Here is a 19,364-nt window from a genome sequence, read left to right as displayed (position 1 = left end):
GAGAGTCGATGCATGTCGCAGACGCAACGGGTGGTGGGCCCGCTCCGGGTCCTGCTCGCGATCGTGTTCGCCGCGCTGGTGGGCGCCCAGTTCTGGGCCGTGCCCGGGATGCTGCCGGACCTGGCCGAGCCGTCGCTGGAGCAGTCGTTCATGCGGTGGACGCTGCTGACGGTCTCGGTCCTCGGGCTGGTGTGCGTCCAGGTCGTCATCGTGTGCACCTGGAAGCTGCTGACCCTGGTCCGGCACGACCGGATCTTCAGCGAGAGCGCCCTGCCCTGGGTCAACGCCATCGTGGGGGCGATCGCCGTCGGCTGGGTGATGCTCCTCGGCGCGTTCGTCTGCGCGTACTACTTCATCGTCGACGAGGTCCGCGACGACGCGGCCCTGCCGGTGCTGCTGCTGGTGCTGCTGCTGATCGGCGCCGTCGTGGGGCTGCTCATGGTCGTGATGCGGGCGCTGCTCCGGCAGGCGACGTCGCTGCGGACCGACATGGAAGCGGTCATCTGATGCCCATCGTCGTGCGCATCGACGTGGAGCTGGCCCGACGCAAGATGAGCGTCGGCGAGTTCGCCGAGCGGGTCGGGCTCACGCCGGCGAACGTGGCCGTGCTCAAGAACGGCCGGGCCAAGGCCGTCCGCTTCAGCACCCTGGAAGCGATGTGCCGGGTGCTCGACTGCCAGCCCGGGGACCTGCTCGAGTGGGTCCCGGAGGACTCCGACGCCCCGCACGAGGCGCACCGGTGATCGAGGTCCGCAACCTGACCAAGCGCTACGGCGACGTCCTGGCCGTCGACGACCTCAGCTTCGCCGTCGAGCCGGGGAAGGTCACCGGCTTCCTCGGGCCGAACGGGGCAGGGAAGTCGACGACGATGCGGATGGTGCTCGGCCTGGACCGGCCGACGTCCGGAGAGGCCCTGGTGAACGGGCGGCGGTTCGCGACGCTCGCCGAACCGCTGCGCGAGGTCGGCGCGCTGCTCGACCCCGGCGCCGTGCACCCCGGCCGCACCGGCCGCAACCACCTGCGGGTGGCCGCGCGGGCCAACGGCGTCCCGGAACGCCGGGTGGACGAGGTCGTCGAGGAGGTCGGGCTCGGACGCGCGGCCCGCCGCAGGGTCAAGGGCTACTCCCTGGGCATGCGCCAACGTCTCGGGATCGCCGCGGCGCTGCTCGGTGACCCCCGCGTGCTGCTGTTCGACGAGCCGGTCAACGGCCTCGACCTCGACGGGGTCCGCTGGATCCGCGAGCTGTTGCGCCGGCTCGCCGACGAGGGGCGCACCGTGCTGGTCTCCAGCCACCTGCTCAGCGAGATGCAGCAGATCGCCGACCGGCTGGTCGTCATCGGCCGGGGCCGCCTGATCGCCGACGCGACGACCGAGGAGATCCTGCGCGGGCTGGGCTCGGTCCAGGTGCGCGTCCGCAGCTCGCGCCCTGACGCCCTGCTCGCCCGGCTGCAGGAGCGCGGGCTGGTGGTCCGGCGCGCCGACGCGCAGGAGCTGCTGGTCGAGGGCGCCACCGCCGAGGAGGTCGGCGAGCTCGCCCACGCCGAGGACGTCCCGCTGCACCACCTCTCCGAGGTCGCGCAGTCCCTCGAGGAGGCCTACACCGAGCTGACCGGCACCAGCGTGGAGCACTCCGCCCGCCGACCCGAGCACGCGGGCGCCACGGCGGAGGCCGTCCGATGACCGCCCCCGTCGACGCCCGCGCAGCGGACGACGTCCCGGCCGCCCGGGTGCTCGCCCGCGCGTGCGCCGCCGAGTGGACCCGGCTGTGGACGGTGCAGGCCACCTGGTGGTTCGTGGCCGCGGCAGCCGTGGCCATGGTGGGCATCGGTGCCCTCGCCGGCCTCGACGCGGACGCGAGCGGGGACCCGGCCTGGGCGGTGGCGGCGGTCGCGGCCATGCCGGCGCAGTTCGCCCTCCTCGCCCTCACGGTCACCGCCGTCACCTCCGACCACGCCACCGGGGGGATCGTCCCGACCCTGCAGTGGACGCCGCGCCGCGGGACGCTCTTCCTCGCCCGCACGAGCGTGGCGGTGGGCACCGCCACGCTCCTCGGTGCGCTTCTGGCGGTGGCCTCCGGCCTCGCCGCCCACGCCACGGCCCGGCCGGCACTGACCCTGCCCGTGGGCGAGGGGCTCGACGTCCTGGGCACCGTCGCCCTCGTCGTCGCGGCCGGGACGGCGCTCGCGGCAGGGCTGGCCTTCCTGCTGCGCCACACGGCCGGGGGCCTGGTCGCGGTGTTCCTGCTGGTGCTCGTGCTGCCGCTGCTGCTGCCGCAGTTCGGCTACACCTGGACGTCCGCGCTCGCCGAGGTCCTCCCCGGCTCCGGGGCGGCGTTCCTGCTGCTCGGCGGGGTGCCGGGGATGACGGAGGCGTCGTCGGTGACCGTCCTGCTGGCCTGGGCCGGTGGCGCGCTGCTGCTCGGCTGGCTGCGCCTGGCCCGGGACGACGCGAACCGGTGAGCACCGACCTCGGGGACGTCGACGTGCTCGTCGTCGGCGCCGGACTGGCCGGGCTGCACACGGCCACGCTGCTGGCCGAGCGCGGCCACGACGTGCTGCTGGTCGACCGGCGCACGACGCTGTCCGGCGCGATCCGCACCACGGGGATCTTCGTCCGGAAGACGCTGGACGACTTCCCGCTGCCGGCCGAGTGCCTCGGGCCCCCGATCCGGCGGGTGGTGCTCTACCCGCCGGGGCTGCACCGCCCGGTGACCCTGGTCAGCGCGCGCGACGAGTACCGGGTGGGCGACATGGCGCCGCTGTACGTGGCGGCGGTGCGCACCGCGGCCGACGCCGGTGTCCGCATCGCGCTGGGGACCCGCTACGCCGGGCGGTGCGGCGACGCGTCCCTCCTGGCCGGCCCCGACGGGCCGGCGCGGGTGCGGGCCCGGTTCGTCGTCGGCGCCGACGGCGCCCGCTCGCGGGTCGCCCGTGACCTCGGCCTGGACCGCAACACACACCTGCTGGTCGGTGCCGAGGAGGTCTTCGCGGTCCCCGGCAGCGCGGAACCGCCGACGTTCCACTGCGTGCTCGACCCCTCGCTGGCGCCCGGGTACCTGGCGTGGGTCGTCAACGACGGGCGGCACGCCCACGTGGGCGTCGCCGGCTACGCCGACCGCTTCCCCTACGGCCTGCGACGCGCCGTGCAGCGGTTCGGCGCCTCCGCGCCCGGACTGCCCGGCGTCGAGCGCCCGGCCGAGGTGGAGCGGCGCGGCGGCCCCATCCCGGTCGGCGGGCTGCTGCGCCGGATCGGCTGCGCGGACGGGCTGCTCGTGGGGGACGCCGCGGGCGCGGTCTCCCCGCTGACCGCCGGCGGCCTCGACCCGTGCCTGCGGCTGTCGGAGCACGCCGCCGCCGTCCTCGACGACGCCCTGCGGACCGGCCGGCCGGACGCGCTGACCCGCTACGACGGAGCCGCGCTGCGGGCGCGTTTCCGTGGGCGGCTGGCGCTGCGCCGGGGGCTGGCCCAGGTGCGCACGCCGGTAGTGGCCGCGGCGGCGTTCGGCCTGCTGCGGACGCCGGTGGGGAGGGCCGCGGCACGCCGTGTGCTGTTCGGCGACCGGTCGTTCCCCACGCCGACGCCGGACGTCGTCCCCCTGCCGTGACCCGGGAGGGTCCTCAGTCCTGCCGTGGCGCCAGGCGCCGCGCACTCCTGCTGCGCTGCGCCCGGTCCTGGGCCCACAGGACCAGGCAGCGCAGCGCGGCGTAGCCCTCCGGCGAGGCGAAGCCCTGCTCGAAGCGCGCCGCCTTGATCAGCTCGTCGCTGTCGACCGAGCCGCCGGTGGAGAAGCGGTCGAGGACCTGCCCGGTCAGTGACGCGCTGCGGAACTGCGCGGCGATGCCCAGGGCGACCGCCCCGGAGACGGTCACGCTCGCCGGTGGCCGGACCATGCCGGCACGGCGGTCGAGCACCTCCAGCACCTCTCGTGCCACGTGTGCCTCCGAGGCAGGGGTGGTCGCCGGGCCGCTGATGATCACGTCGTGCTCCTCGCTGGGTGGTGCGTCGTCCGGGGAGGATCGGCAGCCGCAACGCCGTGTTGCAGGGGTGCAGGGTCCGACGCCACCCGTTGGGGTGGGGAACCGGGACCCCGGCCGGCCGGGGACGGGCGCTGCGACATGCCGTGCCGCGGGCCGGCACGGGCGTCACCACGCCCGCCGGCCGGCCGTTCCACGCTGCGGACCAGGGCGGATGTCGACATGACGGCGGGCGCAGCGAGGGGTCACCGACCCCGCGGCGGGGCCCGGACAACGATCGGGTGACGGCGCCGTCCCGGGCCTCGGGAGAGGGGTCCGCGGGGCGGTCTCGGGCCCTACTTTTCCGGCTGTCCGCGGCACTTCCCCGGCCGCGACGAACAGTCCCGAGGAGCCCCGTGTGAACGCCGCGCCACCAGCACTGGCCACCCGACCGCCGTCCCCTGCCGGGCCCACCCCCGCCGACGACGAACTGACGCTGACGGCGTTGATGGACCTGTTCCTGCCCGAGGAGCGCGCCGCGGCGCCGGCGTCGCTGCGCCGCGAGCTGCGTTCCTCGCTCGCCCGGCTCCGGCCGTGGCTGCGCGACCTGGTGCAGCGGGCCGCCCTGTGGGGCGCCGGACCGCAGGGAGTCTGGCGTGCCTGGTGAGGTCGGCGAGGTGGTGCTGTTCTGGCCGGCCGTGACCGTGCTCGGCTTCGTGCTGCTCGCAGCGGTGGTCATCGCGCTGGGCACCAGGTCGACCGAGCGGTACCAGTTCGAGCGCAACCAGGTGCAGCGGCGGGCGGCGGTCCCCGCGATGACCGCGGCGGCCCCGGCCGGTGACGTCCCGGCTGCCCGGCCGGCCGGAGACTCCCGGCGTGCCGACACCGGGGGCGGGGACGGGGACGGGTGCCTCGAGCAGGGCGCCGCCGTCGGTGTCGCCACGCACCCCGCGGGCAAGCGGGCCGTCGGGTCCGGGAGCGCGCCGGCCTGGTGGCTGGTCGACGAGTGGGCCGACCGTCCCGGCGACCGGATCGTGGCCGGCCCCTTCGCCGACCGGGTCGACGCGGACTGGGCGGCGCTGGCCGGCGAGCTGCCGGCGTCGGTGCGGTCGGTGTACGCCGCGCAGCGCACCGACGGCGGGCTGGTCCGGCGGCAGCTGCCCCAGGAGCGGGCGTGGCTGAGCGAGCTCGGGGACCAGCTGGACCGGCTGACCGAGGAGTGGAACGGGCTGCTGTCGGACGACGACGCGCTCACCACGCTGGTCGTCGAGGTGACCGCGGCGCTGGTCGAGGCCGGTCTGCCGCTGCACGAGTGCGACGGGCGGGGCGCTGCCGGTGGGGTGTGCCTGACCCCGGTCCCGGGTGAGGGCGGCATCCTGGTCAGCTGGCACGCGCACGACCGGATGAGCCGTCAGCAGGTGCGCGGGGCGGCCGTGGACGCGGCGGTGCAGCGGACGATGAACGCCGCCGTCGCCGACCTGCTCACCCAGCTGGGCTTCCGGGTCGAGCCCACGGGGTCGGCCGGCTGCTCCCTGGTCCTCGCCGTCCGGAGCTGGGCCTAGCGCCGGGAGAGCCCGGTCGCCGGGTGGGCTAGGCGTCCTCGTCCAGGAAGCGCTCGATCACCGGGGCCAGTTCCTCGGCCTCGGTGATCAGCGCGAGGTGGCCCCCGTGGTAGAGGTGCAGCCGGGCCCCGGGGATCAGCCGGGCCAGGACGTGCGCATTGACCACCGGGATGATCGGGTCGTCGTCCCCCGCGACGATCAGCGTCGGCTGCCGGATCAGCCGCAGGAACGGCAGGCTGCTCCAGCCGGCACTGGCCGCGAGCTGGTAGTAGTAGCCGCGCCGCGGGCCCAGCCGGCTCGCGGAGTGCAGCACCCGGGCCGCCAGCGCCGGATCGTCGCGGATCGTCCCGCCGTAGATCTCCCCGGCGACCGCCCGGGTGTAGGCGGGGTCGCGGTGTCGGCGCGGGGTCAGCATCCGGGCCAGCACCCGCGGGTGCGCGGGCACCATCAGGCTGCCCGTGCCGGTGGCGGCCAGGACCAGCCGGCGGACGCGCCGGCGGTGCTGGACGGCGAAGTGCTGGGCCAGCCCGCCGCCCCAGGAGAGCCCCAGGACGTCGACCGGGTCGTCGTGGCCCAGCCGGCTGAGCACCCCGGCGACGACCGGGCTGAACGTGGCCAGGACGTAGGGGACCACCGGCCGCGGGGAGCCGCCCACCCCGGGGACGTCGAACCGGATCACCGTCCGCCGGCGGTCGACCGCGTCGACGAACGGCTGGAGCACCTCCAGGCTCGCGCCGATGCCGTTCATCAGCAGCAGTGGCGGGACCGAGTCGTCCCCGGTGCGCACCGACACCCGCAGCGTGCGGCCCGCGACGGTGACGGTGCGGACCACGTCGGCGGCCGGCGCCGACGTGGCCCGCGGCGTGCGCGGCTTACTTGTCGAACACATACGTGCCGGGGGCGTCGGTCAGCGGCGGTAGCTCGTCGTTGCCCAGGGACGTCGGCGCGTCCACCTCGTCGCCGGAGCGCTCGGCCAGCCAGGACGTGAAGTCCGGCCACCACGAGCCCTTCTGCTTCTCCGCGGCGGCCAGCCACTGCTCCGCGTCCGGCGGGGTGTCCGGGGCGACCTGGAAGGACGCCTTCGGGTTGCTCGGGGGGTTCACCAGCGAGGCGATGTGCCCGCTGGTGGAGAGGACGAAGCGGCTGCGCCCGCCGAGCAGCTGCGTCGTCCGGTAGCAGGACTGCCACGGGCAGATGTGGTCGGCGATGCCCGCGGTGACGTAGGCGTCGACGTCCACCTTCGACAGGTCGACCGGGGACCCGAGCATGGTGGCGGCGCCCGGCTTGGTCAGCTTGTTGCCGAACGCGATGTCGATGAAGTCGCGGTGCAGGGCCGCGCTCATGCGGGTGGTGTCGCCGTTCCAGTAGAGGATGTCGAAGGCCGGCGGCGGGTTGCCCTGCAGGTAGTTGTTGACCCAGTAGTTCCACACCAGGTCGTTGGGCCGCAGCCAGGCGAACACCTCGGCCAGGGTCGCGCCGTCCAGGTAACCCTTCTTCCTCGACCTCTCGGTCGCGTCCCGGACCGCCCCCTCGTCCATGAGCGCGCCGAGCGTGCCCGCCCGCGACCAGTCCAGGACGGCGACGGAGTAGCTGGAGGCGGCGACCCGGCCCAGTCCGCCGGTGGCGGCCAGGTGGGCGAGCGTCATCGCGAGGATGATCCCGCCGGAGCAGAAGCCCTGGAGGGCGACCCGGTCGCTGCCGGTGATCCGCTCCGCGGCGTCCATGGCGTCGATGACCGCCTGGCCGTAGGCGTCCATGCCCCAGTCGGCGTGCCGCTCGTCGGGGTTGCGCCACGACATCATGAAGACCTGCTGGCCCGCGGCCACGTAGTGCTCGACGATGCTGCGGCCGGGGGCGAGGTCGGTGATGTAGTACTTGTTGATCGTCGGCGGCACGATCACCAGCGGCACCGACCGCACCCGCTCGGTCGTCGGCCGGTACTGGATGAGCTCGAACACCGGCGTCCGCAGCACCACTGCGCCCGGCGTGACGGCGAGGTCCTCCCCGACGGTGAAGGCGTCGGGCTCCACCATCGAGGGCACCCGTGGCGCGGACGCGAGGTCGCCGACCATCCGCCGGAGGCCCCGGACGGCGTTGCGCCCGCCGGTGTCGATGACCGCCTTCCACAGCAGCGGGTTGAGCGGGCCGTTGCTCGGGGCGAGGGCGTCGACGACGTTGGTCAGCGTGAAGCGCAGGCGCTCGTCGTCCTGCCAGTCGAGGTCGGCGGCCTCGAGCAGCTCCAGCGCGGTGCGCGAGGCGGCGATGTGCGCCTGCATCGCCCGCCGCATGAGCCCGTTGCCCGTCCAGGCCGGGTCGGCGTACCGCTTGTCCCTGGGTGCGGGGGCGAGGTCGGAGCGGCCGGCGACGACCTTGCCGAGGTCTTTGGCGAGGGTGCCGATCTGGCCGGCGACCACCCTGGGCCGGCCGGCCAGCGCGCGGCCGAGCCGCAGGGTCGTGCGCGCCGGGGGGATCATCCGGCGCAGTGGCCCCCGGGCGCCGTCCACGAGGACCATGTCGAGGCCGAGAGCCGCCTCGCCGGGCTCCTGGGCGACCCCGTCGGTGGTGCGGTCCTCAGCTGGACGCGCTGCGTCGGTCATGCCGGTCTCCTCGGTGCGGTGGCTCGCAGTGTGACCACCGACACTGAACCACGCAGCGCCGACCGCCGCAGGACCACGACCCCCTCCCGGGTGGCTCCTCCGGGCTCGCGTGGCGCGGTCGACCCTCAGGCGGTCTCGGGGACCAGTTCCGACCGCGGCGCGGCGTTCGGCGGCCGGCGCCACGACCGGTTCCGCCGCCAGAACAGGTAGGTGCCCAGCCCGAGCGGGATGGGCAGCACGTAGGTGAGCGCGCGGTAGACCAGCACCGCGGCGGCGACGAGCGAGCGGTCGCCACCCGCGGCCGCCAGACCGGCGATCAGCGCCACCTCCATGACCCCCAGCCCGCCCGGGGTGAACGGGACGGCGGTCAGCAGCCGGGCGAAGGCGAAGACCGTCAGGGCCTCCACCACCCCGACGTCCTGGCTGGGCACGCCCACGACGCGCAGCGCCACGAGCAGCACGAGGAACAGCGACAGGTGGCTCACCAGCGTGGTCACCGTGATCCAGTGCCACCGGGCGCGCAGCAGCAGCGCCGTCCGGTCGCGGAACCGCGTCGTCGCCCGGTCCCAGCCCTGCACCGGTGGCCGGCCGAACGGCCGGACCACCGCCGAGGCGATCCGCCCGGCGGCGGTGCCGATCCGCGCCGCGCCCTCGCGGCTGCGCAGCAGCAGCCAGAGCAGGACGACGGCCCCGGCCAGGCCCGCCAGACCCGCCAGGCCGGCCGCCACCCGCCCGGCGCTCGGGGTGGACCGGAACGCCAGCAGGCTCAGCGCCAGCACCGGCAGACCGAGCTTGGCGAAGTTGTTCCACAGTCCGGCCACCAGCAGGGAGACCGACGTCCGGGAGCGGGAGAAGCCCCAGGAGCTGTTCATCGCGTAGGTGAGGCCGACCGCGATCGCCCCGCCGGCGACGACGGTGTTCGCCACCGCCGTGGTGGAGAGGGTGGCCACCGTGGCCTGGCGCAGGGTCAGCCCGGGCATGGTCGCGACCACGAGGAACTGGTAGGTCGCCAGGTTCCAGACCGTCACCACCGCGAGCAGGCCCAGCTGCGCCGCCGTCAGCGCGCGGACCGTGTCCCACACCGCCGAGAGGCTGGTGAACCGGGGGATGAACCAGGCCAGGACCGCGGCGGCCAGCAGGAGCGACAACACCGGCGTGAGCACCTTGCGCCACCGGCGCCAGAACGCGATCACGGCGGGTCCAGCCCGAGCCGGCCGCCGTTCTCGGCGCGCACCTGCTCGGCGAGGTCCTCCCGGCGGAGGGTGCCGATGCCCTGGGTCGCCAGCGCCAGCGGCTCGGCGCGGTTGTCACCGGCGAGGGCGAAGGCGATGGTCAGGCAGCCCCCGTCGAACAGGTAGATGCGTCGGCCGTGGTACTGCGGCGTCACCTGGGTGACCCGCTCGAACCGCGCCATCCCGTCCCGGTCGCTGCGGACCTCGGTCGCCTCGCCGGTGTCGCACGACCCGGTCAGCGCCACCTCGATGGCGTGCACGCCGTCCCGGTCGGAGTCCAACCAGAACCGGGCAGAGCCGCGCCCGGCCTCCAGGCCGGAGAAGTGCCAGCCCAGCGGCAGCCCCTGCACGCAGGGCACCACCGACGCCGTCGGCACGGCCTGCGCCATGAGGACGACGCCGTCGGCGGCGCGCGCGTCGTCCCCGATGGAGCAGGCCGGGGGCGTGCCCACGACCGGGGCGCCCGGCAGCGCGCACCCCGTGGCGAGCAGCGCGGCGCCGACGAGCACGACCATCCGCCGGGCCGGCCGGGCCCCGGTCACAGCGGCGAGTCCAGCAGGTCGACGGCGACCAGCGCGGCGACGAGCATGCCGAGCAGGGCGACCAGCGACTGCCCGACCCGCCGGAAGCTCCACCGCTGGATGCGCACCGGCGGCAGGCGGTAGGGGAGCAGCCGGAGGAACTGCGCGTGCAGGTCGCGGCCGTCGGCGCGCAGCAACCGGCGCAGCTGGCTCGGCATGGTGAGGCCGCGGGTGGCGGCGAAGGCCTCGGCGAGTTCCTCGTCGGAGAAGCGCAGCCGCGCCCGGGCGTACACCCGCGCCGCGTCGGTGCGCAGCGCGAGGACCAGCATCGTGTTGGCCAGGTCCACCGCCTGCCGCCACGGGCTGGGCCGGACCTCGGCGAAGGCGGAGTCGATCAGGTAGAGGGTGCCGTCGCGGACCAGGATGTTGGCCGGCTTGAGGTCGCGGTGGGCCACGCCGATGTCCCACATCCGCCGCACCGCGGCCAGCCCCTGGTCGATCACCGCGTCGTCGATCTCGGCGTCCCCGATCTCCTGGGCGCCGCGGAGGAACTCGGTGACCAGCAGGTACTCCCGCTCCGGGGTGATCTCCACGATCCCCATCGGGTGCGGCACGGGCAGCCCGGCGTCGGAGAACAGCCGCAGCACGTAGTCCTCGTACTGCACGAGCCGGCGCACGCTGGCGAAGGGCTTCTCGTCCTCCAGCCGGCCGTAGAGCAGCGTGCGGGCCAGCTTGAACCAGCGGTCGGAGCGCACGTGCGTGGCGGCGTAGAGCTTGCCGAAGACGAAGTCCTCCTCCCCGTCGGAGGCCTTCACCGTGATCCGCAGCGGCGTGGAGCCGCCGGACGCGGCCAGGTTGAACGGCGTGCAGGAGGTGGCCAGCAGACCCAGCTGGTCCTGCAGCGCCCGGACGATCGCCTGGCCGCGCGCGCCGGAGACGTCGAGGTGCGCCGGGCTGCCGCGGCGGTAGCGCACCGGGTGGACGTCGGTCGGCGTCATGAGCCGGAACGCCGCCAGCGGGGTCGCCACGCCCAGGACGACCGCCGCCACCACGTCGCTCGGGTGGTCCTGGGCCAGGTACAGCCGGGAGGCGACGGTGACCGCCAGCAGCCCCACGACGACCCACTTCGCGATCGTCCGGGGACGGCCCGCCGGCACGAGGGCGTACACGGTGCTCACCAGGAACGCGGCGAGCACGGTCACCGGCAGCGAGGGCATGGAGAAGCCGGACCACTCGCCGAGCAGCTCGACCTCGTAGGGGCGCGGCCGCTGCAGGACGACCGTGGCCAGCGCCGCGACGTTGACCACCACGAGGCCGACGCCCAGCCAGACGAACAGGTGGTGCCAGCGCCGGCACACCACCAGGACGAGCAGGTTGGCCAGCCACAGCGCGTGGATCGCGGGCCGGGTCGCCAGCACCCCGGCCACCTCGGCGACCTCGGTCAGCCCCGGGGAGTGCAGCGTGGCGATGCCCTGCAGCACGCGCGTGTCGACCAGGTCGACCAGCGGCACGCTGTCGGTGGCCAGGACGACCGACCACGCCACCACCACGCCCGCCGACAGGCCCAGCCACCACCGGCCGGACGTGTTGAGGTGCCGGGGCAGCGGCGGCGGCTCACCGGAGGGACGGCGCCGGCGGCGCACGCGCTGGATGGCCGGCGGACCGGGGCGCCGAGCCGGGCCTGCCTCCGAGGCGGCGTGCGGCAGCGACGCCATGCCGCCCGATGCTGCACCGTGGCGGGCCCGCGGTCCATTGGGTTCGCCGCCGTCCGGCGCTAGCGTGGCCGGGGCCCGTTCCCCCGCGAGGAGGGAGCCCGCGATGCGGCGTTCCCGGGCGGTCCCCGCCGCGCTGCTCCTGCTGGCCCTCCTGCTGCCCGGGTGCGCCCCGGTCAGCGGGACGGCGGCCCCGGCCGCGGAGGGCACGATCCGCATCGCCTCCTACGACTTCGCCGAGAACCAGATCCTGGCCGAGGTGTACGCCGAGGCGGTGCGCCGCGCGGGCCTGCCGGTGGCCGTCCAGCACGGCATCGGCACCCGCGAGGTGGTGCTGCCCGCGCTCGAGCAGGGCGTCGTCGACCTCGTCGTGGACTACCTGGGCACCGCCCTGGACTTCGTCGACCCGGGGCAGCCGCCGGCCCGGCGCGAGCCCGAGCACCTCCGGGCCGCCCTGGCGCGGGCGATGGCCCAGCGCGGCGCCACCGTGCTCGCCGCGGCGGCCGCCGAGGACCAGAACGGGTTCGTCGTCCGGGCCGCGTTCTCCGAGCAGAACGCCGTCCGCCGGCTGTCCGACCTCTCCCTCGTCGCCTCCGGGATGGTGTTCGGGGGGCCACCGGAGTGCCCGGAGCGGCGGTACTGCCTGCCCGGCCTGCGCGAGGTGTACGGCCTCGAGTTCGCCGAGGTGCGGGCCATGCCGTCCCGGTCGGCGACGGTGGAGGCGCTGCAGTCGGAGGAGATCGACATCGGGCTGCTGGAGACGACCGACGCGCGGCTGGCCGACGGCTCGCTGGTGCTGCTCGACGACGACCGGGGGCTGCAGCCGCACGAGAACGTGGTGCCGGTCGTGCGGACGGCGGTGCTCGACCGGGCGGGGGCGGAGCTGTCGACGGCGCTGGACGCGGTCAGCGCCCGGCTGACCAACGCCGACCTGGTGCGGCTCAACCGGCTGGTCGCCGTCGACGGCCGGACGCCGGCGGAGGCCGCGGCGCTGTGGTGGGGCGGGCGCTGAGCGTGCATGCCGGGGGCGGTCGACGGGCAGGAGGCAGGCACTGACCCGCAACCCGAGGAGTGCCTGCCGTGGGCCGATCCATCGCCGACCAGACCGACGAGGAGCTCGGAGGGCCCGGCAGCGTCCTGGTCCGCCAGCGCCGCGACCACATCGAGCTCGACCGGCTGCTGCACCAGCTGGACGGCACCACCGGCCGGGAGCAGGAGGAGGTGCTCACCCGCATCGACCGGCTGGTGTTCAGCCACGCCTTCGCCGAGGAGACCGTGCTGTGGCCGGTGCTGCGCCGGGTGCTGCCGGACGGCGACGCGCTGACCCTGCGGGTGGAGGAGGAGCACCAGGAGGTCAACGAGCTGGTCTCCGAGATCGAGACCCTCGGCCACGACGACCCCCGCCGCGCCCAGCGGCTCGCCCGGCTGGTCGAGGTGCTGCGGGAGGACGTCCGCGACGAGGAGGACGTGCTCTTCCCGCGGTTGCAGGAGAAGCTCGACCCGCACCAGCTGCGGCGGCTGGGCCGGCAGTGGGAGCTCGCCCGCCGGGTGTCGCCGACCCGACCGCACCCCACGGTCTCCCGCCGGCCGCCGGGCAACGCGCTGTCGGGCCTGCCGCTGACGCTCATCGACCGCACCCGTGACCTGGTCGACGCCGCCGTCCGCCGCGCCCCGGAGCAGCTCGCGCCGGCCGGAGAGGCGGTCAGCCGGGCGCTGGCCGGGGTGGCCGGGCTGGTGGAGCGGGTGCCGCTGTCCCGCCGCGGGGACCAGCCGCCGACGTCCCGCTGACGCGACGACGGCTCCTCCCCAGCTGGGGAGGAGCCGTCGTCGGGTGGCCCCCTGCACGGGGCAGGGGGCCCGTGCTCAGTTGGTCTGGCGGGGCTTCGGGTCGCTGCGGGCGTCGAGCTGGATCTCCTTGTGCGCCTCCGGCACGCCCTCCTTGAGCTCCTTGGTCCGCTCGATCTCGGCGTCGAGCTCGATGCCGAACAGCAGCGCGACGTTGATCAACCAGAACCAGATCAGGAAGACGACGACACCGGCCAGCGCCCCGTAGGTCTTGTTGTAGCTGCCGAAGTTCGCCACGTAGAAGGCGAACAGCGCCGACGCGACGATTGCCACGACGATGGCGAGGGCGGCGCCGGGGCTGACCCACTTGAAGCCACGCAGCTTCGCGTTCGGGGTCGTGTAGTAGAGGACGGCGATCATCAGCGCCAGGACGACGAGGATGACCGGCCACTTGACCACGTTCCAGACGGTCATCGCCGTCTCGCCCACCCCGATCGCCTGCCCGACGGCGTCGACCACGGGGCCGCTGAGCACCAGCAGGGTCACGATGACCGCGGCGAAGAGGATGCCGATCAGCGTGACGAGCAGCTGCAGCGGCTTGAGCTTCCAGATCTTGCGGCCCTCGGGGGTCTCGTAGACCACGTTGGCCGCGCGGGTGAACGCGCCCACGTACCCCGAGGCCGACCAGACGGCGCCGGCCAGACCGAGGACCAGGCCGAAGCCGGCCGCGCCCGTGTTGCCGGCGATCTGCTGGATCACCGGGTTGAGCGTGCTGGCCGCCTGCTGCGGGACGACCGCGGTCAGGGCGGTGGTGAGCTGCTCCGGGTTGGTCAGCAGCCCCACGATCGACAGCAGCGCGATCAGCGCGGGGAACAGCGCCAGGACGCCGTAGTAGGTGAGGGCGGCGGCCCAGTCGGTGAGGTTGTCCTCGCTGAACTCCTTGAGCGTGCGCTTGAACGTGCCGCCGGTGGTGGGCTTCGGGTCGGCCCCCTGCGGGGCGTTGTCGAAGCGGACCTCGTTGACCTTGTCGTCCTGGGGTGCGGGATCCCCGGCGCGGTTGCCGGAGAACCGGGTGTCCTTCGCGGCGGTGTCGGCGCCGCGGGAGCCGGTGGGGCGGTTCATGGTCGTCCTCCGGTCGGGGTGGGAACTCGTCTCCTCCCCGGTGCCCCGGACGGTCCTGTTCCATGCCCGCCCCGGGGGTGTCGTGGCGCCGCTCCCCTGGTCGGGGGGTCGCGGATGTCACCCGAGCGGGGTGTCATGGCTGCGACGTCGTCACCCTTCGGGGTGGGACCGGGCGCCCCGGTGTCCGGTACTCCGCACGGATCGACGATTGAGATCCCGGTCGGCGGGGGAAGACACCACCCGACGACGTGCTGCGGGGGGCATGCCTCCCTGCGGCGACGAACAGATCGACTCCCAGGGGGATGAAACCGATGGTGCTGTGGCCGGCCGTGACCCTGATCGGGTTCCTGGTCCTGACCGCACTGGTGATCGTGATGGGCACCTCGTCCACGGCCCGGTACGAGCGGGAGCAGCGCGCCGCGACCGCGTCCGCGGCCCGCCCGGCCGCCCGCGCCGCCGAGCCGGTGGGCATGGCCCGCGCGGCCTGAGAGACCCCTGCCCCTCGCTCGCAGGACCGCGGCGGGGTCCGGCTACAGCCAGGCCTCGTCGGTGTCGAGGACGGTGCGGTCCAGCGACTCGAGCAGGTCCAGGTGGGTGTGCACCTTGGGCAGCTCGTACCGGTGGAAGAAGCGCGCCGCCGCCCGCTTGCCCTGGTGGAAGTCGCCGGCCTGCTCGCCGGTGGCCAGCGCCTGCTCCAGCCACAGCCAGGCCACGACGACGTGGCCGGCCGCCTCCAGGTAGGCGGTGGAGTTGGCCAGCGTGACGGCCGGGTCCCCGGCACCCCACAGCGTCGTGGTGACCGCGCCGATGCGGGCCACGGCCGCGTCGAGGTCGGCGGCGAACGCGGCCCACTCCGTGCCGGCCGCCCGCGCCGTCGTCCGCCCGATGGTCTCGGCCAGCAGCGCCAGCCCGGCACCGCCCTGCATCACGACCTTGCGGCCGAGCAGGTCCAGCCCCTGGATGCCGTTGGTGCCCTCGTGGATCGGGTTGAGCCGGTTGTCCCGGTAGAACTGCTCGACCGGGTAGTCGCGGGTGTAGCCGTAGCCGCCGTGCACCTGGATGGCCAGGTCGTCGGCGACCGGCCCCCACTGCGACGGCCAGGCCTTCGCGATCGGCGTGAGCACCTCCAGCAGGAGGTGGGCGCGCTCGCGCTCCTCCTGGAGCTCCGCGGTCTGCTCCTCGTCGACCAGCCGCGCGCAGTAGAGGCCCAGCGCCAGGCCGCCCTCGGCGTAGGACTTCGCGGCCAGCAGCATCCGCCGCACGTCGGTGTGCTCGACGATCCGCACCGGCGGCCGGGTGGCGTCCCGGTCGGCCGGCGGCCGGCCCTGGGTGCGGCTGCGCGCGTACTCCAGGGCGTGCAGGTAGCCGGTGTAGCCGAGCACGGTCGCGCCCATGCCGACGCCGATCCGCGCCTCGTTCATCATCGTGAACATGTAGGTCAGGCCGCGGTGCTCCTCGCCGACGAGGTACCCCACCGCGCCGGCCCGCCCGCCGGGGGTGTGCCCGCCCTCGCCGAGGTTCAGCAGGGTGTTCGTCGTCCCCCGGTAGCCCATCTTGTGGTTGAGCCCGGCCAGGACGACGTCGTTGCGCTCACCCAGCGAGCCGTCGTCGCGCACGAGGTGCTTGGGGACGACGAACAGCGAGATGCCCTTCACGCCGGGCGGACCGCCGGGGACCTTCGCCAGCACCAGGTGGACGATGTTCTCGCTGAGCTCGTGGTCGCCGGCCGAGATCCACATCTTGTTGCCGGTCAGCCGGTAGGTGCCGTCGTCCTGCCGCTCGGCCCGCGTGGTGATGTCGGCGAGCGAGGAGCCGGCCTGCGGCTCGGACAGCGCCATCGTCCCGAACCTGCGGCCCTCGACCATCGGGCCCACGTAGGTGTCGATCTGCTCCTGGCTGCCGTGGGCGATGAGCAGCCGGGCGTTGGCCATCGTCAGGAACGGGTAGGCCGAGGTGCCGACGTTGGCCGCCTTGAACCAGGCGAACACCGCCTGCCCGACGGTGTGCGGCAGCTGCATCCCGCCGAAGCGCTCGTCGAACTCACTGGCCATCAGCCCGGCCTCGGCGAAGACCTCGAGGGCCCGGCCGACCTCCGGGATCATCTCCACCCGGCCGTCGACGAACCGCGGCTCGTGCTCGTCGGCCGTGCGGTTGTGCGGCGCGAAGTGGTCGGTGGCGATCCGCTCGGCCAGCTCCAGGACGGCGTCGAACGTCTCCCGCGAGTGCTCGGCGAACCGGGGCCGCTTGGTCAGGCTCTCGACGTCGAGCCACTCGTGCAGCAGGAAGTCCAGGTCGCGGCGGGACAGGATCAGCGACGAACGCACGGGGCTCAGGGTAGGCCCGCCGGCGCAGCCGACCGTTCCGGAACACGAGCGCCCGCCGGCCAGCCGGGTGGCTGACGGGCGGGCGCTCGAGCGGGGGGCGTCAGGCGCGGTGCCGGCCGTGCTCGCTGGTCTCGGCGTCACCGGGCCGGCCGACCGGCGGCGCGGTGGACGTCGGAGCCGCGGCGCCGACCGCCTGCACGGCGTGCTCGCCGCCGTCGGCCACCGGGCCGGGGCCGGCGGTCTGCTCGGCCGCCTGCCGGGCCTGGATGCCGGACTTGTTGCTCAGCGCCAGCTGCGGCAGGAACAGGAACACGAAGAACCCGAGCGCCACGACGCACGCGGCGATGAGGAACACCAGGTCGATCGAGTTCGAGAACCCGGTCTTGAAGGGCAGCGCGAGGAACGACGGCAGCTGCTGGATGAACGACGTGTCCGACAGGTCGCCGCCGGCCTGCAGCTGGCCGCTCTGCACCGCCTCGGCGACCCGGGGGTCGGACGCCGCGGCGGAGGCCACCGCCTCCTCGATGTCCACCGGCAGGCGGCTGAACAGCACCGACAGGAACGCGGCGGTGCCGATCGTGCCGCCCATCTGGCGGAAGAAGGTCACCGACGAGGTGGCCACGCCCATCTCCCGCGGGGAGACGGCGTTCTGCACGGCGAGGATGACCGGCTGGAAGTTGAAGCCCAGGCCCAGGCCCATGAGGACCATGAAGGGCACCAGGGTCCACACCGAGGTGTCGGCGTCCACGACGAAGGACATGCAGACCAGCGCGACGGTCATCAGCGCGATGCCGACCAGCGGGAACACCTTGTACTTGCCGGTCTTGCCGATGGCGATGCCGGAGCTCATCGCGCCGGTCATGATGCCGGCGACCAGCGGGATCATCTGCAGGCCGGCGACCGTGGCGCTGGAGCCGTGCACGATCTGCAGGTACTGCGGCAGCAGCAGCAGGCCACCGAACATGCCGGCACCCATCACGACGCTGCCGATGCTGCTGACCGCGAAGCTGCGGTTGCGGAACAGTCGCAGCGGCAGCAGCGCCTCGTCCTGGTAGGACCGCTCAGCCAGCAGGAACAGCACGAACCCGACGGCGCCGATGACGTAGCAGGCCAGCGAGCGGCCCGAGTCCCAGCCCCAGATCCGGCCCTGCTCGGCGACGATGAGCAGCGGCACCAGGAAGGTGATCAGCGCCAGCGCGCCCGGCCAGTCGATGCGGTGGTCGCGGCGCTCGTGCGGCAGGTGCAGCACGCGGAAGACGGCGACGAAGGCCACCAGGCCCAGCGGCACGTTGATCATGAAGATCCACCGCCAGCCGTCGAAGCCCAGCAGCGAGGTCTGACCCGCGAAGAACCCGCCGATGACCGGCCCGAGCACGCTGGACGTGCCGAACACGGCCATGAAGTAGCCCTGGTACCGGGACCGCTCCCGCGGCGGCACGATGTCGCCGATGATGGCCAGCGCCAGCGACATCAGGCCACCGGCGCCGATGCCCTGGACCGCCCGGAACGCGGCCAGCTCGTACATCGAGTTCGCGATGCCGCACAGCACCGAGCCGACGACGAAGATCCCGATGGCGAACAGGTAGAACGGCCGCCGCCCGTAGATGTCGGAGAGCTTCCCGTACAGCGGGGTGGCGATCGTCGAGGTGATGAGGAAGGCCGTGGTGGCCCACGCCTGCAGGTCGTAGCCCTGCAGGTCGTCGGCGATGGTGCGGATGGCGGTGGACACGACCGTCTGGTCGAGGGCCGCGAGGAACATCGCCACCATCAGCCCGACGAGGATCGTGACGATCTGCCGGTGCGTGAAGGCGCCGTCCGTGCCGGGGGCGGCGGCCGCCGCCCGGGCGTCCCTCCGCTCGGCCGAGGTGGTGCGGGTGCTTCGGGTCATGGCTTCTCTCTGGGGGACGGGACGGGCGCGGCGGTCGGCTCGGTGGGCAGGGACGAGGCCAGGTCGTCCAGCAGCCGGCCGAAGAGCGTGGTGAAGGCGGTCAGGTCGGCGGCCGGCCAGTCGGCGGTGACGCGGGCCAGGTGCGCCTCCCGCTCGCTGCGGAGCTGTTCGAGCGCTTCGCGGCCGGCGTCGGTGACGACGAGCCGGCTCGCCCGGCCGTCGGTCTCGTCGGCGACCCGCTGGACCAGGCCGTGCTCGATCAGCGTGGCCACGTGCCGGCTGACCGTCGACGGGTCGGCGTGGACGAGCTCGGCCAGCGCCCCCTGCCGCAGCGGGCCGAGCCGGACGAGCGGGAACAGCAGCACCAGCGCCGCGCGGTCGCGGCGCTCGGCCACCTGTGCGGACTTGAGGGCGTGCACCAGGCGCATGAAGCGCGGCAGCTGCTCGCCCAGGGTGCGCAGCTGGGCGAGCCGCTCGTCGTCGAGCCCGGTGGGATCGGGCGCGCCAGGGGACACGGGAACTCCGGGGGCGGGCGGGCGGGAACACGTGCACGCTACAACCGGTTGTGCGTAGCAAGCAATCAGTTGTACGGCGCATACAAGTGAGGTGGGCCACGGCCGTACGGCCGGCGGCGGTGGGATCCTGGAGCGGATACCCGCCGCCGGCC

Annotated in this window: 20 protein-coding genes; 10 read left to right on the top strand and 10 right to left on the bottom strand. The window is 74.3% G+C overall.

Features of this window, described 5'->3' with window-relative positions:
- The first annotated feature begins 12 nt into the window (after nt 1-12).
- From ACI79D_RS00705 to ACI79D_RS00685, 5 genes are read left to right on the top strand one after another with little or no spacing between them, the layout of a single operon-like run.
- Nucleotides 13-507 carry a DUF2975 domain-containing protein gene (locus ACI79D_RS00705; protein ID WP_456916369.1) on the top strand — a complete coding sequence of 165 codons (495 nt, stop codon included), beginning with the start codon at nt 13-15 and terminating at the stop codon, nt 505-507.
- On the top strand, nt 507-743 hold the full coding sequence (locus ACI79D_RS00700) for a helix-turn-helix domain-containing protein (RefSeq protein ID WP_456916368.1): 237 nt from the start codon (nt 507-509) through the stop codon (nt 741-743). The genes ACI79D_RS00705 and ACI79D_RS00700 overlap by 1 nt, the downstream gene beginning before the upstream one ends.
- Nucleotides 740-1,681, top strand: a complete 942-nt coding sequence (locus ACI79D_RS00695) for an ABC transporter ATP-binding protein (RefSeq protein ID WP_456916367.1) — start codon at nt 740-742, stop codon at nt 1,679-1,681. The genes ACI79D_RS00700 and ACI79D_RS00695 overlap by 4 nt, the downstream gene beginning before the upstream one ends.
- Nucleotides 1,678-2,460 carry a hypothetical protein gene (locus ACI79D_RS00690; RefSeq protein ID WP_456916366.1) on the top strand — a complete coding sequence of 261 codons (783 nt, stop codon included), beginning with the start codon at nt 1,678-1,680 and terminating at the stop codon, nt 2,458-2,460. Before ACI79D_RS00695 ends, ACI79D_RS00690 begins: the two co-directional genes overlap by 4 nt.
- Nucleotides 2,457-3,605, top strand: coding sequence for an NAD(P)/FAD-dependent oxidoreductase (locus ACI79D_RS00685; RefSeq protein WP_456916365.1), 1,149 nt, complete (start codon nt 2,457-2,459; stop codon nt 3,603-3,605). Before ACI79D_RS00690 ends, ACI79D_RS00685 begins: the two co-directional genes overlap by 4 nt.
- Nucleotides 3,606-3,618: 13 nt before the next feature.
- Here ACI79D_RS00685 and ACI79D_RS00680 read toward each other — a convergent pair whose 3' ends face one another.
- The gene (locus ACI79D_RS00680; RefSeq protein WP_456916364.1) at nt 3,619-3,933 is read right to left on the bottom strand and encodes a hypothetical protein; all 315 of its coding nucleotides are present in this window, start codon (nt 3,931-3,933) and stop codon (nt 3,619-3,621) included.
- 439 nt (nt 3,934-4,372) lie between these two features.
- On the opposite strand from ACI79D_RS00680, the gene ACI79D_RS00675 reads away from it, so the two are divergent.
- Together ACI79D_RS00675 and ACI79D_RS00670 are read left to right on the top strand one after the other, a co-directional pair.
- A complete protein-coding gene (locus tag ACI79D_RS00675; RefSeq protein ID WP_456916363.1) occupies nt 4,373-4,621 on the top strand; it encodes a hypothetical protein in 249 nt (82 codons plus the stop codon).
- Nucleotides 4,611-5,516, top strand: coding sequence for a hypothetical protein (locus ACI79D_RS00670; protein ID WP_456916362.1), 906 nt, complete (start codon nt 4,611-4,613; stop codon nt 5,514-5,516). The genes ACI79D_RS00675 and ACI79D_RS00670 overlap by 11 nt, the downstream gene beginning before the upstream one ends.
- 28 nt (nt 5,517-5,544) lie before the next feature.
- Here ACI79D_RS00670 and phaZ read toward each other — a convergent pair whose 3' ends face one another.
- From phaZ to ACI79D_RS00645, 5 genes are all read right to left on the bottom strand, one after another.
- Nucleotides 5,545-6,405, bottom strand: a complete 861-nt coding sequence (gene phaZ / locus ACI79D_RS00665; RefSeq protein ID WP_456916361.1) for a poly(3-hydroxyalkanoate) depolymerase — start codon at nt 6,403-6,405, stop codon at nt 5,545-5,547.
- On the bottom strand, nt 6,389-8,113 hold the full coding sequence (locus ACI79D_RS00660; RefSeq protein WP_456916360.1) for a PHA/PHB synthase family protein: 1,725 nt from the start codon (nt 8,111-8,113) through the stop codon (nt 6,389-6,391). Before ACI79D_RS00660 ends, phaZ begins: the two co-directional genes overlap by 17 nt.
- A 125-nt stretch (nt 8,114-8,238) precedes the next feature.
- The gene (locus tag ACI79D_RS00655) at nt 8,239-9,306 is read right to left on the bottom strand and encodes a flippase-like domain-containing protein (protein ID WP_456916359.1); all 1,068 of its coding nucleotides are present in this window, start codon (nt 9,304-9,306) and stop codon (nt 8,239-8,241) included.
- Complete coding sequence (locus tag ACI79D_RS00650) at nt 9,303-9,887, bottom strand: hypothetical protein (protein WP_456916358.1); 585 nt, start codon at nt 9,885-9,887, stop codon at nt 9,303-9,305. The genes ACI79D_RS00655 and ACI79D_RS00650 overlap by 4 nt, the downstream gene beginning before the upstream one ends.
- On the bottom strand, nt 9,884-11,581 hold the full coding sequence (locus ACI79D_RS00645) for a phosphatase PAP2 family protein (RefSeq protein WP_456916357.1): 1,698 nt from the start codon (nt 11,579-11,581) through the stop codon (nt 9,884-9,886). Before ACI79D_RS00645 ends, ACI79D_RS00650 begins: the two co-directional genes overlap by 4 nt.
- A gap of 103 nt (nt 11,582-11,684) precedes the next feature.
- Between ACI79D_RS00645 and ACI79D_RS00640 the strand changes: the two genes are divergently transcribed.
- Both ACI79D_RS00640 and ACI79D_RS00635 read left to right on the top strand, forming a co-directional pair.
- Entirely contained in the window at nt 11,685-12,590 is a 906-nt protein-coding gene (locus ACI79D_RS00640; RefSeq protein ID WP_456916356.1) for an ABC transporter substrate-binding protein, read from the top strand.
- Between the two features lie 68 nt (nt 12,591-12,658).
- The gene (locus ACI79D_RS00635) at nt 12,659-13,366 is read left to right on the top strand and encodes a hemerythrin domain-containing protein (protein WP_456916355.1); all 708 of its coding nucleotides are present in this window, start codon (nt 12,659-12,661) and stop codon (nt 13,364-13,366) included.
- A gap of 75 nt (nt 13,367-13,441) precedes the next feature.
- Here ACI79D_RS00635 and ACI79D_RS00630 read toward each other — a convergent pair whose 3' ends face one another.
- Nucleotides 13,442-14,485 carry a YihY/virulence factor BrkB family protein gene (locus tag ACI79D_RS00630; RefSeq protein ID WP_456916354.1) on the bottom strand — a complete coding sequence of 348 codons (1,044 nt, stop codon included), beginning with the start codon at nt 14,483-14,485 and terminating at the stop codon, nt 13,442-13,444.
- A gap of 311 nt (nt 14,486-14,796) precedes the next feature.
- On the opposite strand from ACI79D_RS00630, the gene ACI79D_RS00625 reads away from it, so the two are divergent.
- Nucleotides 14,797-14,973, top strand: a complete 177-nt coding sequence (locus ACI79D_RS00625; RefSeq protein WP_456907893.1) for a hypothetical protein — start codon at nt 14,797-14,799, stop codon at nt 14,971-14,973.
- A gap of 42 nt (nt 14,974-15,015) precedes the next feature.
- Here the strand turns inward: ACI79D_RS00625 and ACI79D_RS00620 are convergent, their stop codons facing one another.
- The 3 genes from ACI79D_RS00620 to ACI79D_RS00610 form a co-directional block, all read right to left on the bottom strand.
- Nucleotides 15,016-16,809, bottom strand: coding sequence for an acyl-CoA dehydrogenase (locus ACI79D_RS00620; protein WP_456916353.1), 1,794 nt, complete (start codon nt 16,807-16,809; stop codon nt 15,016-15,018).
- A gap of 100 nt (nt 16,810-16,909) precedes the next feature.
- A complete protein-coding gene (locus ACI79D_RS00615; protein WP_456916352.1) occupies nt 16,910-18,697 on the bottom strand; it encodes an MDR family MFS transporter in 1,788 nt (595 codons plus the stop codon).
- Nucleotides 18,694-19,212: a MarR family winged helix-turn-helix transcriptional regulator gene (locus ACI79D_RS00610; protein ID WP_456916351.1), complete on the bottom strand. Its 519-nt coding sequence runs from the start codon at nt 19,210-19,212 to the stop codon at nt 18,694-18,696. The genes ACI79D_RS00615 and ACI79D_RS00610 overlap by 4 nt, the downstream gene beginning before the upstream one ends.
- Nucleotides 19,213-19,364: the final 152 nt, after the last annotated feature.

It is taken from the genome of Geodermatophilus sp. SYSU D00708, assembly GCF_054050115.1.
This window is presented reverse-complemented; position numbering and strand designations above follow the sequence as displayed.